The 15584-nt window shown below is 68.1% G+C and carries 13 protein-coding genes; 1 reads left to right on the forward strand and 12 read right to left on the reverse strand.

Annotated features, from left to right (window positions below):
• The 5 genes from K0F86_RS11190 to K0F86_RS11210 form a co-directional block, all read right to left on the reverse strand.
• A partial coding sequence (locus tag K0F86_RS11190) for a hypothetical protein (RefSeq protein WP_219134450.1) occupies positions 1-1368 on the reverse strand: 1368 nt, incomplete at its 3' end.
• 28 nt (positions 1369-1396) lie between these two features.
• Complete coding sequence (locus K0F86_RS11195) at positions 1397-2551, reverse strand: ABC transporter substrate-binding protein (protein ID WP_219134451.1); 1155 nt, start codon at positions 2549-2551, stop codon at positions 1397-1399.
• 132 nt (positions 2552-2683) lie between these two features.
• The gene (locus K0F86_RS11200; protein ID WP_219134452.1) at positions 2684-3160 is read right to left on the reverse strand and encodes an alcohol dehydrogenase catalytic domain-containing protein; all 477 of its coding nucleotides are present in this window, start codon (positions 3158-3160) and stop codon (positions 2684-2686) included.
• Positions 3161-3196: 36 nt separating this feature from the next.
• The gene (locus tag K0F86_RS11205; RefSeq protein ID WP_219134453.1) at positions 3197-4006 is read right to left on the reverse strand and encodes an oxidoreductase; all 810 of its coding nucleotides are present in this window, start codon (positions 4004-4006) and stop codon (positions 3197-3199) included.
• Positions 4007-4096: 90 nt separating this feature from the next.
• Positions 4097-4711, reverse strand: a complete 615-nt coding sequence (locus K0F86_RS11210) for a TetR/AcrR family transcriptional regulator (RefSeq protein WP_219134454.1) — start codon at positions 4709-4711, stop codon at positions 4097-4099.
• Positions 4712-4816: 105 nt separating this feature from the next.
• Here K0F86_RS11210 and K0F86_RS11215 point away from each other — a divergent pair, with 105 nt between their 5' ends.
• The gene (locus tag K0F86_RS11215; protein WP_219134455.1) at positions 4817-5188 is read left to right on the forward strand and encodes a gamma-glutamylcyclotransferase family protein; all 372 of its coding nucleotides are present in this window, start codon (positions 4817-4819) and stop codon (positions 5186-5188) included.
• Positions 5189-5267: 79 nt separating this feature from the next.
• Here K0F86_RS11215 and K0F86_RS11220 read toward each other — a convergent pair whose 3' ends face one another.
• The 7 genes from K0F86_RS11220 to K0F86_RS27475 all read right to left on the reverse strand — a co-directional run.
• On the reverse strand, positions 5268-7211 hold the full coding sequence (locus K0F86_RS11220) for an FTR1 family protein (RefSeq protein ID WP_374197275.1): 1944 nt from the start codon (positions 7209-7211) through the stop codon (positions 5268-5270).
• A 158-nt stretch (positions 7212-7369) separates the two neighbouring features.
• Entirely contained in the window at positions 7370-8074 is a 705-nt protein-coding gene (locus tag K0F86_RS11225) for a hypothetical protein (protein ID WP_219134457.1), read from the reverse strand.
• A 72-nt stretch (positions 8075-8146) separates the two neighbouring features.
• A complete protein-coding gene (locus tag K0F86_RS11230) occupies positions 8147-9184 on the reverse strand; it encodes a zinc-dependent alcohol dehydrogenase (RefSeq protein ID WP_374197276.1) in 1038 nt (345 codons plus the stop codon).
• A 306-nt stretch (positions 9185-9490) separates the two neighbouring features.
• Positions 9491-11926 carry a glycosyltransferase gene (locus K0F86_RS11235; RefSeq protein WP_219134458.1) on the reverse strand — a complete coding sequence of 812 codons (2436 nt, stop codon included), beginning with the start codon at positions 11924-11926 and terminating at the stop codon, positions 9491-9493.
• The gene (locus K0F86_RS11240) at positions 11923-13152 is read right to left on the reverse strand and encodes a TIGR04063 family PEP-CTERM/XrtA system glycosyltransferase (protein WP_219134459.1); all 1230 of its coding nucleotides are present in this window, start codon (positions 13150-13152) and stop codon (positions 11923-11925) included. Before K0F86_RS11240 ends, K0F86_RS11235 begins: the two co-directional genes overlap by 4 nt.
• A 4-nt stretch (positions 13153-13156) precedes the next feature.
• On the reverse strand, positions 13157-15109 hold the full coding sequence (locus K0F86_RS11245; RefSeq protein WP_219134460.1) for an XrtA/PEP-CTERM system amidotransferase: 1953 nt from the start codon (positions 15107-15109) through the stop codon (positions 13157-13159).
• 10 nt (positions 15110-15119) lie between these two features.
• A partial coding sequence (locus K0F86_RS27475; protein ID WP_257572099.1) for a glycosyltransferase occupies positions 15120-15584 on the reverse strand: 465 nt, incomplete at its 5' end.

A 15584-nucleotide genomic window follows, 5' to 3' on the forward strand; every position in this document is an offset into this window, starting at 1 on the left:
CTGCTGGCCCGTGATGCGCGCCACCTGCTGCGCGGAATAGGCGGCCTGCTCGCGCTCGAAGGCGCGCACGTGGTCGATGACCTCGTCGAGCGCCGTCTGGCTGTCCAGCACGCTGCCCTTGGCGTGCACCAGCCGCTGTCCCGAACGCTCCACCGCGTCCAGATGGGTGTTGACGCCGCGCGTTTCGGCCAGCAAGCCCAGCTGGCCTATGCTTTGCAGCAAGGTCTGCATGGTGGCCATGTCGCGGTGCAGGGCGCTGATGCGCAGCGCGATATCGTCGCCCAGGCGCGTGACGTCGGCGGCGGCCGTGGCCAGCATGACTTCGCCCACGTCGATGCTGATGGCGTCGACGGCCAGGTTGATTTCGCCGCTGGCGTCCTCGATGCGGGCCGAGGTGTGCATGTAGCGGCCCGCTTCGGCCAGCCGGTCGCGCCCGATGGCCAGCTGCAGTTCGATGGGATCGAGCTCCTCGGCCAGGCGCAGGTGGGCGCCGGCCAGGGCGGCGCTGGTGTCTTCCTTGAGGGCGGCATAGGCGGCTTGCTGCGCCGCGCTGGCGCCGCCCTCGGCCAGCAGAGCTGCACGCAGGGCCAGCAGGCCGGCGGCGGGATCGAGCATCTGGCGCGCCGTGGCCAGCAGTTTCGCCCGCAGCGCCAGCTGGGCCGGGCTGATGTCGCGCTCGCTGGTGCCTTCCAGGTGCGCGACGGCCGCCGTCAGCCGTTCGCGCAAGGGTGCGATGCGGAAACGGTTTTTCACGGCCTCCGTTTCGGCCAGCGCAATCTGCATGTCGTGGATGCTCTTGCGTAAATCCGTCAGGTAGCGGGCGTTCTCGTTCAGGCGCTGGCTTTCCAGCTGCACCTCGGCGGCCGTGGCCTGGGCCTGGCTGTCGACCAGCCGGATCTTGCCGCGCGCCCCCTTGGCCGCGGCCTTGATCTGCGCCAGCACTTGCCGCATCTCCGTCGCCTGCGCCTTGTAATAAGCCTCGTTTTCCAGGCGCTTGCGCACGGCGACGCGCATGCGCTGGAATTCCCGTTCGAAGGCCGAGTGATAGCGGGGCGCTTGCGACTCGCCGTGGCGCCGCAAGTCCTGGCTGATGTTCTCGGCGGTACGGATACTGGCGACGATCTTGCTCGATACCTGTTCCAGCTGCGCCAGGTCTTCCGCCTTGCCCAGCTCGAAAAAATCCGACGTCATATCCTGTACGGTATAGCGCAGGCGCAACACGTCCGTGTACAGCGGCACGGTCTCGTCGGTCAAGCCATGCACATGGTTTTCGATGCCTTTCACCAGCAGCAGGCTGGCCGCCGCCATGGCCGCCACGCCCGCCAGCAGGACGGTGGTACTGATGATCAGCTTGGTCCTGATTTTCATGCCAGGCTCCAGGGGACGGCCGCGCGCATCACTTCGCGCCAGGCGCCGGGTCGGCCGGCACGATACGGCCGTCGGCGATGCGGGTCAGGAAGACGGCCGTCGACGCCTGGTGGTCGCCTGGTCGCAGCGTTACCCGCAAGCCGCCCAGATCGAGCCGGTCGAACGTTTCGAAACTCTGGATCAGGCGCTCGCGCGTGAGGTCGGCGCCAGCGCGGCGTAGCGCCGCCACCATCAGGGTGGCTGAAATACAGCCCTCGAAACTGACGAACGACAGGCGGGCCGCCGGCACATGCCGGGCCAGCAGCGCGGCGCAGTCGGCGGCGATGGGCAGCGTGCGGTCTTCCGGCAGCGGCACCACTTGCGAAATCACAATGTTGTTGCCTTCCTTGCCCAGCAGCTGCAGCAGGCTGTCGGTGCCGACAAAGGACACCGTGGCCAGGGCCGCCTTCAGCCCGGTCTGGCCCGCTTCGCGCACGAACGCAGCCACCGGGGTGTAGGGGCCGGCCATGATGACCACCTGCAAGTCGTGACCGATCAGGGCCGCCAGTCCCGCCTTGACGGCCGTGGTGCCGCGCTGGAAGGAACCCTTGGCGACGAGTTCCATGCCGCGCCGCTGCAGGGCGCGCACGGTGCCGTCGAGCACGGCATTGCCGAAGCCGTCGTCCTGGTACAGCACGCCAAAGCGCTTGATGCCCCGGCTGGCGAAGTACTGCACCAGGGCATCGGACTCATCGTCATAACTGGCGCGAAAGTTGATGATTTCATGTACCACGGGGCGGCGCAAGGTCATGGCGCCGGTAAACGCGCCCACCAGCGGCACCTTCATTTCCTGGACGATCGGTATGACGGCGTTGGTGGTGGGTGTGCCCACGTTGCCGAACAGGGCGAATACCTGCTTGTCCTCGATCAGCCTGAGCGTTTCGCTGATGGCGCGGTCCGGATCGTAGCCATCGTCGGCCACCACCAGCTCGATGCTGCGGCCGTGGATGCCGCCGCGCTGGTTTGCTTCCTGGAAAATGGCCGTCGCGCCATCGAGCATGGCCCGTCCCAGCCCGGAGGCCGCCCCCGTCTGGGCATTGACCATGCCGAGCCGGATTTGCGTATCGGTCACGCCCGGTTCGGCATGGGCGGTGCCGGCCGCGAGGGTGATCGCGAGCCAGCAGCATTCCCGGAAAAAGCGCATGAGCTACCTTTGTTGAAGTTGACCGGTATCAATAGGTAAGGGGTTGACAACGAGTATGGCCGAAATTGCCAACGCAAAACTCACACATAATCACAGTTGCCGTCACAGCACGGAACGCAATCCCAAGGCCACTCAGGGCACGGGCAGCCGCAGCACCACCTTGCCGCGCGCGCGGCCCTGCGCCAGGTAGGTCAGCGCCTGCTTTGCTTGAAGAAAAGGAAACACCTGGTCGATGACGGGGCGGATGCTTCCCGCTTCGAGCAGGGCGGCGATCTGCGCGGCCGCCTGCTCGGGCACGACGGCACACTCGGCCAGGCTGCCGTATGGCGTGTCGAAAATGCTCGCATACACGGCGTCGCCCACTTGAAAGCGCGTGACGCCGCTGCCGACTTGCACCACCACGCCGGCCAGGTCGCTGCCCAGGGTGGCCGGCAAGCGCAGTTTCAAGATCGGCTTGAAGTCGCCCCTGGGGATCAGATAATCGATGGGATTGAGTCCCACGGCGCGCACCCGCACCAGCAGTTCGCCGGGACCGGGGGGAGGGCGGGGCAGTTCGGCAAACGCCACGTGATCGAGGCCGCCGTATCGTTTGAGTTGCAATGCTTGCATGATGTTCTCTCTGAAGGCTGAAAAAAGTGCCGGCGTTCAGGCCAGGCGCAGGTCCTTGCGCAAGCCGGCGTCCAGCAGCGCGGCGGGCAGGAAACGGCGCATCAGGCGCAAGCGTGCCGCCAGCGGCCCGGCCGTGTAGCGCAATTTCGGCTGGCGCGCCTGCGCCGCCGCCAATACCGTGTCGGCCACGACGCCAGGGTCTTCGGCGCCGGCCATCAGCGCTTGCAGCCGGCGCGTGACGGCCGCGCTCACTTGCCGGTAGGCGGACAGCGGGCTATCTGGCGCCAGCAGGTTGGCTTCGAACGTGGTTTTCGTATACGCCGGCTCGATGACGCTGGCGCGGATGCCCCAGCCGCGCACTTCATGGTCGAGTGATTCCGTGTATCCCTCGATGGCGTGCTTGGTGGCCGAATACAGCGCGCCATAAGGCATGGGCAAAAAGCCGACGACGGAACCGATATTGAGGATGCGCCCGCCGCCCTGGGCCCGCATGTGCGGCAGCACGGCCAGGGTCATGCGCACGACGCCATGAAAATTCGTGTCGAAGATGGCGTGCGCCTGCGCCATGCTGCTTTCCTCGGCACCCGCCGGGGCCACGCCGAAACCCGCGTTGTTCACCAGCAGGTCGATGCGGCCTTCGCGTTGTATCAGCTCGGCGACGGCGGCCGCGACGGATGCGTCGCTGGTGACGTCGAGCGCCAGCATCGTGTAGCCGACCGCATCGGCTTGCGCGCCGCGGCGGCTGGTGCCGTACACCGTGTAGCCCGCTTGCGCCAGGCGCCGGGCCGTGGCCGCGCCGATGCCGGACGAGGCGCCGGTGACCAGGGCAATCTTGTTGTTCTTCATGGCAGTCCTTCAGTGGTTGACAGCATAAAATATGACGGTCGTCATATTGTTGTTTGAAAAAAAGCCCGGGACGGACCCGGGCCATGGGCGTTACGGCTGGTTTGCGTCCTGGAACTGCGCCAGGGTGGCCGCGCACAGGGCGTCCGACAGGGCCGGCTCGTCGACGGCGCGCGCCAGGATGGTGGCGCCGATCATGGCGCACACCGTCGCCATGGCTTGCGCGTGCGCTTCCGGCTGGCCCCAGTTGGGCATCTGGCGCGCGAACAAGTCGATCATTTCCTTGATGTGGATGGTGGCGGCGCGCCGCACCTCGGGCGCCTGGCGCGGCATTTCCGAACCCAGCGCCGAGACAGGGCAGCCCACCTCGATGGCGGCGATGTGTTCGGGCGACAGGTAGGCCGCCAGCATCGCCTGCAGCGCCTGGCCCGGCGGGGCGGCGGCCGCCACCCTGGCCGCCAGCGCCACCGATTCGGCGCCCGCGCGGTCGCCCGCTTCGGCCAGCAGCGCATCGCGCGAGGCGAAGTGCGCATAAAAGCCGCCGTGTGTCAGGCCCGCTTCCCTCATGATGTCGGCCACGCCCGTGCCCGCATAGCCGCTGCGGCGGATGGCGCGCGTGGCCACCTCGACGATGCGTTCGTGGGTGGCTTCCTTGCGGCTGTGCGCCGACGCTTTGTTGTTGGATGAGTTCTGCATGACGATCATCATATCGCAGTTTTCAAAACGGTGCAGGAGCGATGCCGGCAAGTTGTTCGCGTCGCGGCGCGAACAGCGTTACGATGCACGCTATCGACCATCGACCAGGAGTAAAAAATGGCAACTATTCCAGCGGCAGCGGCAGAACACCTGTTTTCCTATGGCACCTTGCAGCAGCCCGAGGTGCAACTGGCCACTTTCGGGCGCCTGCTCGACAGCCGGCCCGACCAATTGCCCGGTTACCGCCTGGCAATGCTGGCCATCGACGATGCGCAAGTGGTGGCGACCAGCGGCAAGACGCATCATCCGATCGCCTCGCGCAGCGCCATGCCGACGGATAGCGTGCCGGGCGCCGTGCTGGCTATTTCGCTTGAGGAATTGCGGCAGGCGGACGGCTACGAGGTGGCCGCTTACCGGCGCGAGCGCGTGACCCTGGCGTCGGGCATGCAGGCCTGGGCCTACGTGGATGCGCGCGATGCCGCTCGCTGAGCGGCATCGCAACAGGTGAATGGGGAAAAAGTGCGGAAGTGCCGGCCCGGGCAGCTTGCCCATGCCGGCTATTGCATGATCAGGCCGGCTTGTGCTTGCCTGCCGAATAACGGTTCCAGCCATAGCCGGCGACGATGATGGCCAGGATGGCCGCCTGCGCCAGCAGGGTTTCCGCCGTCGGCAGGATGCCCAGCAGGTCGACGCGCATGAAGTCGACGGGGGTGACGCCGACCCAGCCCGCTTCCTGCAGCGCGGCCACGCCTTTGCCCATCAGAATCACGGCGAGCACGGCCACGAAGGCGGACGTCCACGAGAAGAACTTGCCGATCGGCATGCGGGCGCTGGTGCGCAGCAAGGCCCAGGCGATGACGACCAGCAGCACGATGGCTACCAGGAAGCCGCCCAGCAGGGCGCCGCCATTGCCGTCGGCCGCCAGGGCGGAATAGAACAGCACCGTTTCAAACACTTCGCGGTAGACGGCGATGAAGGCCAGGGCGAACAGGCCCCAGGCGGAGCGGCGCGTCATGGCCGCCGTGAGTTTTTCGTGCAGGTATTCCTGCCAGCGCCCGGCGCTGCTCTTCTGGTGCATCCACAAGCCCACGCTGAGCAGGACCAGGGCGGCGAACACGGAACCGAGCCCTTCGCTCACTTCCCGGCTGGCGCCGCTGATGGTCACCAGGTACGTCGCCGCCACCCATGTCAGGCCGCCCGCCACCAGCGCGCTGATCCAGCCGCCATGCACGTAGGGCATGACGTCGCTGCGCTTGGCCTTGCGCAGGAAGGCGATGATGCCGATTACGATCAGCAGCGCTTCCACGCCTTCGCGCAGCAGGATCGTCAGGGCGCCGATAAAGGTCGTCATCGGCTCGGCCTTGGCGTCGCCCAGCTCCGCTTCCACGTGGGTAAACAGTTGCTGCAGCTTGTCGCCCGCCGCTTCGGCGTCGGCCACCGTGCCCTTGGCAACAGCGGAACGGTAGGCCAGCATGGCGTTTTCCACGGCCAGCAGCAAGGACTTGTTGCGCGCGCCGACCATCGGCTCGATCGGCTCGAAGCCGTCCAGGTAGGCCGACAGGCCCAGGCGCGTGGCGCCCGCGCGGTCGCCCGCGTGCACGGCGGCCAGGCTTTCGGCCAGGCGCAGGCGCGACAGGGCCAGGCCCGTGGGCTTGTGCGCCTCGGCCTTGTCGGGATGGCTGCGCAAGTACGCCGTCAAGGCTTGCGCCTCGTCCGCGCCCAGCTTGGCGGCCACCGCTTCCTGCGTCAGGGTCGTCACGGCGGCCAGGTCCGCGTACAGCTTTTTACTGCGCGGATCGTCCTGCCACAGCTTTTCGCCGTGCGCGCGTGCCGCCGCGTCGTGCGACATGCCGCCGACAAAGAAGGCCAGGTCCCAGCGCTCGTTTTCGGACAGCTGGCCGAAACTGGCCATCGAGGTGCCCGCCACGCCTTGCGAAATGACCTGGTACAGCGCCATGACGCTGCGCGACTGCGCCCGTTCGCCATCCGTGAAGGCGATCGGTTTCGGTTCCAGACTGGCCGCCAGCGGACCGTCGCCGCCGCCGGCCACGCCGTGGCAAGAAGCGCACTGGGCCGCATACAGGGCCGCGCCGCGCATCAGGTTGGGCAGCACTTTCGGCGCCACGGGGATCGGGTAGGCGGCGATTAGCAAGCCGTTCGCGTGGTGCGCCAGGCGCTTGACTTCCACGCCGTCGGCCTTGGCCACGACGGCTTTGCGCAGGTCGGCGATGGCGGCGGCGATGGCCGCCTGCGACGCGTGGGCGGGCAGGGCGGCGATCTGCGTCGTCGCGTTGTCGGTAAAGTCGAGCATTTCCGCGTATTCCGCTTCGCTGACCACCTTGCCGTGCTCGACGGCGCCGCTGTAATCGACGGCGACATAATCAATCAACTGCCACAATTGCCTGGCACCGGCGCCAGGATCGGCTGCTTGCGCCTGCGCGCCACCGGCCAGCAGCAGGGCTGCGGCCACGAGCGGATAGCAGGCAAGCCATTTTCGTATTTTAATGAACATGATTCTCATTCTCATTTCTTGTTAACCCGGCGACTATAGGACAGACCGTGCGGGGTGTCAACGGCGCACGGCTGCGCGCTGGCGCAAACGGCGCCGCCCTGGTCGGGAATATTGACCAGGGCGGCGTGGTTGTGGAATGGAACGAGATAGAGTGAGGGTTACTGCTTCGATGCCGGTTTGGCGTACAGGCCCCTGGCCAGACCATTGTCCGCATCGTCAACTTTCAGGCCGCCCTTGACGACGCGCAAGGCCAGCGTCTGGAATGCCTGGCCTCTCAGCCATTGCGGGTCGGTGACGGCGAAGGCGGCGAGGCGTTGCTGCGCGCGCTCGGGCGGCACGGCCAGCCATTGATAGTCGGCTTTCGAGCCCTGGCGGCGCAAGCCGGCGCGCACCCAGCGCTCCGACGCCGGCATGCGCACGATGGCGTCGCCGTTCGCCACGCTGACGGCGGTGGCCGACTTGCCGCTGTGCGCTTCGAATTTGACCTCCACGCCGGCCATCGGCCCCACTGTGGGAAAGCCGACGATGGCCACCCACAGTCCCGCTTCGGCGGGTTTCTGGATGCGCATTTCCGCTTCCTCGAACAGGCGGAACCGCGGCTCCTTGCCGCCATTGCCCGCCACCAGGGTCACCAGGTCGCCGGCAATGCGCCACTCGCCGCTGGCTTGCTCGTCGGTATTGCCATAACTGAGCATCCATTCGAACGTGCCATCCTTTTTCAGCAGCAGTTCGGAACCCGTTTCCATGACGCCTTGCAGGTAATAGTGCCCGGGCAAGGCGGACGCGGCCTGATCGGCCGCGCTGGCGGGGGCGGAGCAGGCGAGGGCGGCGCAGGCCAGCCAGCAAGAAAGAGATATTTTCATCGGTGTGTCCTTTGTAATATGCAATTATGGCAACAAAAATTGCATTGCCGTCGCACGACACACCGGCGCGGCTCACTTAGCGCTGAAATCGAGCACCACGCGCGAGGCCACCTTGCCATGTTCGAGCCGGCTGAAGATCTCATTGATGGCCGACAGCGGCTGCAATTCGATCCCGGCCTTGACCTTGCCAGTGGCGGCGAAGGCCAGCGCCTCGGCCATGTCCTGGCGCGTGCCCACAAAAGAGCCGCGTATCGTCACGCAATTGGCGACGACGTCGAACAGCGGCGTCGGGAAGTCGCCCGGCGGCAAGCCGACCAGCACGCAGGTGCCGCGCTTGCGCGTCATCGCCACGCCTTGCTGGAAGGCATCGATCGATGGCGCCGTGATCAGCACGCCGTGCGCGCCGCCCCCGGTCGCTTCGCGCAGGGCCGCCACGGGGTCGCCCTGGCGCGCGTTGATGGTCACTTCGGCACCGAGGGCGCGCGCGTGTTCCAGCTTGCCTTCATCGATGTCGACGGCCGCCACGCGCAAGCCCATGGCCACCGCATATTCGATGGCCAGGTGGCCCAGGCCGCCGATGCCGGACACGGCCAGCCACTGGCCCGGCCGCGCGCCCGTTTCCTTGATGCCCTTGTAGCTGGTCACGCCGGCGCAAATGATGGGCGCGGCCTGCACGGCGGAAAGACCGGCCGGAATATGCGCGACGTAGCGCGGGTCGGCCAGGATGTACTCGGCAAAGCCGCCATTCTTCGTGTAGCCGCCGAACTGCGCCTCGGCGCACACGGTTTCCCAGGCTGCCAGGCAATGTTCGCAATGGCCGCAAGCCGAGTACAGCCAGGGCACGCCGACCCGGTCGCCCAGCCGCACTTCGGTCACGCCCGTGCCCAACTCTACCACCACGCCGATGCCTTCGTGGCCGGGAATGAACGGCGGCGAAGGCTTGACGGGCCAGTCGCCGCGCGCCGCATGCAAGTCCGTGTGGCACACGCCGCACGCTTCCGTCTTGACGAGGATCTGGCCGGGACCGGGCGCCGGCACGGGTACGTCGCGCAGCACCAGGGGCTGGCCCAGTTGTTCGACAACGGCGGCTTTCATGGTAGTGGGGATCATCTTGTTCCTTATGAAGTTGGAGTGGCGTCAGTCACGCGCCCTGCCATGGGCTGGTCAACAGACATTTGCGAATGATCATATTCTGCTGCATGCGATTCGAAAATTGATTGATCTACATCAATGTGTGAGCGCACGGTGCCTTAAACTTCAAGAGCAGCGACTTGCGTGCGAAAATCGCCAGCCAGACCGGCGTTGATATCCCGATCCGTAGCGTGCATTCACTCGGATATGGCTTCGCAGGCGATATGGCAAGATACATGGACGAGCATGGACAACTGCTGTTGCATCGCGCTACAGGCCGCCGGCCTAGGCCACCGCGCTCACCACGTAGCGGTACTTGCCCGACGCTTCCGCCGCGATCTCGTCGACTTGCTCGATGACGATGTCCACCTGCGCGCCCAGCCGGGCCTGGAAACCGCTCACGATGGCGCTGCGCGTGGCGTCCTCCAGGCGCGCCACGCAGACCAGCAGCACGCGCGTGCGCAGCAGGCTTTCCTGGATGATTTTAAAACTGCGCACCTGCGGCAGTTCGCGCACGATGTAGACGAGGGCCAGACCGTGCATGACGGTGCCGTCGACGGCCGTGAGGAAATCCGTGCTGCGTCCTTCGATCTTGTGCAGCAGGGGCAAACCGCGGCCGCAGGCGCAAGGCTGCGTGCCCAGCGCGCCCACGTCGCCCGTGGCGTAGCGGATGAAGGGGTAGTCCCGCGTGGCCAAATGGGTGACGACGATCTCGCCCGTGGCACCAAAGGGCAGCGGCTGGTCCTGGCCATCGACGATTTCCACGATGATGTCTTCGGCCGTGATGTGCATGCCGCCTTCCGGGCATTCGTGGGCGATGAAACCCGCGTCGCGCCCGCCGTAGCCGTTGGCCACGGGGCAGCCGAAGGCGGCGGCGATCTGCGCGCGCTGCTCGTCGTACAGGCGTTCGGCCGTGACGAACGCCACTTTCACGCCCAGGCCGTCGAGCGGCAGGTCGCGCGCGTCGGCGTGGCTGGCGATGCGGCACAGCGCGGACGGATAGCCGAACAGCATGCGCGGACGCCAGCGGCGCAGCTGCGCCACGTAGCCGTCAAGGCGCGCGGGCGACATGGCAAACGCGGGCAGCAGGGTGGTGCGCAGCAGCGCATCGCGCAGGCGGCGCAGGCGGTCTTGCGCCTGCAGCTCGATGGGCGAGCCCCACAAGACGGCTTCGCGGTCGCCGATGTCGACGCCCCACCAGCGCGTGGCGCGCCACTTGGCGGCGATGTCGTGGCTGATCCTGCGCCGTCCCAGGAAAAACTGCAGCGGCTCGCCGCTGGAGCCGCCCGTGGCGAACGGGCGCAAACCCACGGCGCGGGCGGACTTGAAGCTGTCGCGCGCGCTGGCGATATCCGCCTTGCGCAGCAGCGGCAGGCGCGACAGGTCGGCCAGTTGCCTGACCTGGCCTGGATCGAAGCCGCTGCGGGCGAACAGCGCGCGGTAGTAGGGCACGTGCGCGCCCGCATGGCGCAGCAGAGCGCGCAGGCGCGCCAGCTGCCACTCCCGCAGCTGCTCCGCGCTCCACCACTGCGAGCGTTCCAGGCGGCGCAGCAGGCGCGTGCTGTGGTGGCCCTTGAACCATTCATGCAGGGGAAACAGCCACTGCGCGACGAGGCGCGTGTAGGCGCCCGGGCGCGGCGCTGCGCGGATGCGGCGGTAATGCGCGGCCAGCCTGGGGGCGATGCCGGCCCAGCCGAAAGTGGCGGCGTGCGCCAGGCCCGCGTCGACCAGCGCCTGCGCGCGGAGCGGGTCGCGCAGCAGCGCCACGATGGCCTGCGCCATGGCGGCCGGATCGCCGGGCGGCACCAGCAACGCCGTCACGCCGTCGTGCAGCAGGGCCGGGATGCCGCCCACGTTGGTACTGACGACGGGCACGCCGCAGGCCAGCGCTTCGAGCACGGAAATGGGCATGTTGTCGGCCAGGCTAGGGTTGAGGACGATGTCGCTGGCCTGGTACAGGGCTGGCATGGCGGCATTGTCGACGGGGCCGGCGAAGCGCACGCCAGCGTCCACACCCAAGGATCTGGCCAGGCGCGCCAGCGCCGCGCGCTGCGGTCCGGCGCCGGCCAGCACCAGGCGCGCCTTGGGATAGCTTAGTCGCACGATGGCAAAGGCGCGCACGGCGCTGGCATTGTCGTACAGCTGTTCCAGGTGGCGCGCCACCAGGATGCACGGGCCGGCGTCGCCAGGCGCACGCGGCGCGGCCGGCGTAAAGCGCTGCAAGTCCACCACGTTCGGCACGATGTGGGCCGTATGGCCATATTGCTCGAAAATGCCGGCCAGGTAGGCCGAGGGCACGACGATGGCGCTGGCGCGGCGCAGGCTCATGGAGACCAGGCGCGGCGAGCGGGCGAAAAAGGCGGCCGCTTCGCCGCCCCGGTAGTTGAGCAGGGCGGGCTTGCCTTTCAGGCTGGCGATCCACAATGCCGGCGCCGCGTGCAGATGCCAGGACCAGCCGGAATTGGCCATGATGTGGAACAGGTCCACCGTATTGGCCGTGCGCCACAGGCGCCACAGGTGCACGGGCAGGCGCAGCGCCGCGCGCAGGTAGCGGATGCGCGCCAGCCAGGGCGGCAGCACGGGGCCGTTGACGGCCAGCAGCTGCACTTGCGCGCCGTCGTCGCGCAGCTTGCGCGCCAGTTGCGCCGTCTGGTTCGCCATGCCGCCGGCCGGCGGCGGCAGCGGGCCGACCAGCGCGATGCGCAAGCCCGTGAAGATCATGGCGCCACTCCCGCCGGCTTGCGCGCCGCAGCCACGCGCGCATACACGGGCGCATAGCGGCCCACGCTGGCGCCCCAGCTGCGCTCCGTCTCGACAAACGCGCGCGCCTGGCGCCGCAGCAGCGGCCAGCTGGCGGGCGCCAGCAGCAGGTGCAATACCGCCTGCGCCAGCGCCTCGGCGTCGCCGGCGCGAAACAGCATGCCCGTCTTGCCATGGTCGACCAGTTCGCGGTGGCCGCCCACGTCGGACGCCACCACGAGGCGGCCCTGCGCCATCGCTTCGAGCGGTTTCAAGGGCGTCACCAGCTCCGTCAGGCGCATGGGCAGGCGCGGATACACGCAGATGTCGATCAGCTGATAATACGCGGCCACCTGCGCATGCGGCACTCTGCCCGCGAAGATCACGGCGTGCTCCAGGTCCAGTTGCGCCGCCAGCGCGCGCAGCGCCGCTTCCTGCGGCCCGCCGCCGGCCAGCAGCAGCCGCAATGCCGGCTGCGCCGCCAGCAGGCGTGGCATGGCGCGCAGCAGCAGCGCCAGTCCCTCGTAGGCGTAGAACGAGCCGATGAAGCCGATGACCAGGTGACCATGCAGGCCCAGTTTATGCGCCAGCCACAGGTCGCCGGGCGCCGTGACGCAAAAGGCGCCCGCATCGACGGCGTTCGGGATGACCGTGATTTTATGCGCGGGCACGCCGCGCGCGCACAGCTCGCGCCGCAAACCGTCGCAGATGGTGGTGACGGCGTCGGCGCGGCGCAGCGCATAGGTTTCCAGCGCCCGCGTGAGCCGGTAGCGCAAGCCGCCGGGCCGGCTGCTGCCATGGTCGGCGGCCGCGTCTTCCCAGAAGGCGCGCACTTCATAGACGACGGGGATGCCCAGCGCGCGGCCCGCGTTGAGCGCTGCAATGGCATTGAGCGCAGGCGAATGCGCATGCAGGATGTCGGGCCTGGCTTGCCGCGCCAGCTGGCGCAGGCGCACGGCCAGGCCGACGATGACGGCCACTTGCCGCAGCACGGGCAGGCGCGCCCACCAGCGTGCATTCGGCGCCGTGCGGTAGAAATGCCAGCCGTCGACCAGCTGCTGCGCGCTGTCGGACGGCCCCTGCTTGGCACTGGTGAGTTGCGTCGTGTGCCAGCCCAGCGCGCGCTGCTGCCGCAGGATGGCCAGGGTGCGAAACGTGTAGCCGCTGTGCAGCGGCAGCGAATGGTCGAGGATGTGCAGGATGCGCATGGCGTCACTCCACCGCCATGGCCGGCGCGGGCACCGGCGCCTGGCGGCCATCGACGGGCAACACCTGGCGCAAAAAGGCTTCGAACATCAGCAGCGCCCACAGTGGCGCGCTGTAGTCGCGCCGCCCGCTCGCGTGCTGATCGAGCAGCAGGCGCACGTAGTCCATGTCGAACAGGCCGCATTGCGCCAGCGTAGGCCCCAGCAGCCGCTGTTGCAGGCGCTGGCGCAGCGGGCCGCGCAGCCAGTCCGCCAGCGGCACGGAAAAGCCCATCTTCTGGCGGTACAGCAGGGTGTCGGGCAGCAGCGGGCGCAGGGCTTTTTTCAGCAGGTACTTGCCTTCGCCGCGCCGCAGCTTGAATTGCGGCGGCAGGCCGGACATCCACGCCACCAGTTCATGGTCGAGCAGGGGCGAGCGCACTTCCAGCGCATGCGCCATGCTGGCCCGGTCGACTTTCGTGAGGATGTCGCCGGGCAGGTAGGTTTTCAGGTCCAGGTACTGCACCTGCGACAGCGGATCTTGCGCGGGGCTGGCCAGCGCGTGGCGGCGCAGCACTTCGACGGCACGGTAGCCTTGCAGGCTGCGCCGCAGTTCTGGGCTGAACAAACGCGCGCGCATGGCGTCGCCCAGCAGGCTGACGCCGTGAAAATACGCGTCCGTCGTGTCGCGCGCCAGGCCTTCGAAGGTGGTCTTGGCGCGCAGGAAGCGCGGCGCCCAGTCGGCCTTCGGATATAGCCGCCCCAGGGTGCCGAACAGCGACTGGCGCAGGCCGGCCGGCAGCAAGGGGTCCATCGCCTTGCGCACTTTTTCTTCGCGCGTGTGCAGGCGGTAGCGCCGGTAGCCGGCCAGGCTTTCATCGCCGCCATCGCCCGACAGGGCCACCGTGACGCGCTGGCGCGCCAGCTGGCAGACCCGGTACGTGGGCATGGCGGAACTGTCGGCGAACGGTTCGTCGTACAGGTTGGCCAGCAAGTCGATCAGCTCGAAGTCGTCTTGCTCGACCTGGCGCGCGTGGTGCGCCGTGCCGTAGCGGCGCGCCACCAGGTCGGCGTAGCGCGCCTCGTTCCAGGCCGGGTCGCCGAACGAGATGGAGCAGGTGTTGACGGGCGTGGCGCTGGCCCCGGCCATCAGCGCCACGACGGCGCTCGAATCGACGCCGCCGGAGAGGAATGCCCCGAGCGGCACTTCGGCCACCATGCGGATGCGCACCGCTTCGCGCAGGCGCGCCAGCAGTTCGTCGGCCGCCTGCGCTTCGCTGGCGGGAGGATTCGGCGTAAACGGAATGTCCCAGTACGATTGCGGCGCGGGCAGCGGCTGGCCGGCGCGGATGGACAGGGTATGCCCGGGCGGCAGCTTGCGCGCGTGCTGGAAGATGCTGCGCGGCTCGGGCACGTAGCCGTAGGCGAAATACTCTTCCACGGCCAGCGGATCGAGCACGCGCGGCATGGCCGGATGCGCGAGCAGGGCTTTGAGTTCGGAGCCGAACAGCAGGGTGCCGTCCTGCGCCTCGCCGTAGTACAGGGGTTTGACGCCCAGGCGGTCGCGCGCCAGGAACAGCAGGTGGCGCCGGCGGTCCCACAGGGCGAAGGCGAACATGCCGCGCAGGCGCCGCACGCATTGTTCTCCCCACTGTTCCCAGGCGTGGACGATGACTTCCGTGTCGCTGCTGGTGCGGAAAGTGTGGCCGAACTGACGCAGTTCGGCCATCAGGCTGCGATAGTTATAGATTTCGCCATTGAAGACGATCGCGATGCTGCGGTCGGCGTTGAACAGCGGCTGCTGGCCGCTGGCCAGGTCGATCACGGACAGGCGCCGGTGCGCCAGGCCCAGTCCCGGCTCGCGGTGCAGTCCACCTTCGTCCGGTCCCCGATGCTGCAGGCTGTGGTTCATGCGCGCCAGCAGCAGCACGTCGATGTCGCGCTGGCCCTGCAAATCAAAGATGCCGCTGATGCCGCACATGGGAGGCCTTTCAGGGATAAGTGGACAGGGGAGAGGGCTGGCGCGCGCCCGTCAGGCGGTCGTACACGGCCAGGTAGGCGCCGGCCATGGCGGGCAGGCTGTGCTCGGCCAGCACCTGGCGCCGCCCGCGCGCGCCGTGGCGCGGGCCCAGTTCGGGCATGCTGTAGTAGTCGAGCATGGCGTCGGCCAGCATGTCGGGAGAGCCGGGCGGCACCAGGGTGCCGCTCCAGCCCGACTGCACCAGTTCCGCATTGCCGCCCACCTGCGTGGCGACGATGGGCAGTCCCGTCGCCATCGCTTCGAGGATGGTGTTCGAACTGCCTTCGGCCAGCGAGGGCAGCACGAACAGGTCCATGGCGCGCAGCAGCTGCGCCACGTCGTCGCGCGCGCCGGGCAGCCAGGCCAGATGGGCCAGGCCGGCCTGTCGCAGCAGCTCCAGGCAGGCCTGGCGGCACGGCCCGTCGCCGACGATGAG

Source organism: Janthinobacterium sp. UMAB-60, from assembly GCF_900095235.1.
Taxonomy (GTDB): Bacteria; Pseudomonadota; Gammaproteobacteria; order Burkholderiales; family Burkholderiaceae_D; genus Janthinobacterium.

Bases quoted from the DNA above. Each gene is read 5' to 3' on its own strand.
- K0F86_RS11240 (WP_219134459.1), bottom strand. From the start codon at position 13,152: ATGCGCATCCTGCACATCCTCGACCATTCGCTGCCGCTGCACAGCGGC.
- K0F86_RS11210 (WP_219134454.1), bottom strand. From the start codon at position 4,711: ATGATGATCGTCATGCAGAACTCATCCAACAACAAAGCGTCGGCGCAC.
- K0F86_RS11235 (WP_219134458.1), bottom strand. From the start codon at position 11,926: ATGATCTTCACGGGCTTGCGCATCGCGCTGGTCGGCCCGCTGCCGCCG.
- K0F86_RS11220 (WP_374197275.1), bottom strand. From the start codon at position 7,211: ATGTTCATTAAAATACGAAAATGGCTTGCCTGCTATCCGCTCGTGGCC.
- K0F86_RS11215 (WP_219134455.1), top strand. From the start codon at position 4,817: ATGGCAACTATTCCAGCGGCAGCGGCAGAACACCTGTTTTCCTATGGC.
- K0F86_RS11195 (WP_219134451.1), bottom strand. From the start codon at position 2,551: ATGCGCTTTTTCCGGGAATGCTGCTGGCTCGCGATCACCCTCGCGGCC.
- K0F86_RS11200 (WP_219134452.1), bottom strand. From the start codon at position 3,160: ATGCAAGCATTGCAACTCAAACGATACGGCGGCCTCGATCACGTGGCG.
- K0F86_RS11245 (WP_219134460.1), bottom strand. From the start codon at position 15,109: ATGTGCGGCATCAGCGGCATCTTTGATTTGCAGGGCCAGCGCGACATC.
- K0F86_RS11205 (WP_219134453.1), bottom strand. From the start codon at position 4,006: ATGAAGAACAACAAGATTGCCCTGGTCACCGGCGCCTCGTCCGGCATC.
- K0F86_RS11230 (WP_374197276.1), bottom strand. From the start codon at position 9,184: ATGATCCCCACTACCATGAAAGCCGCCGTTGTCGAACAACTGGGCCAG.
- K0F86_RS11225 (WP_219134457.1), bottom strand. From the start codon at position 8,074: ATGAAAATATCTCTTTCTTGCTGGCTGGCCTGCGCCGCCCTCGCCTGC.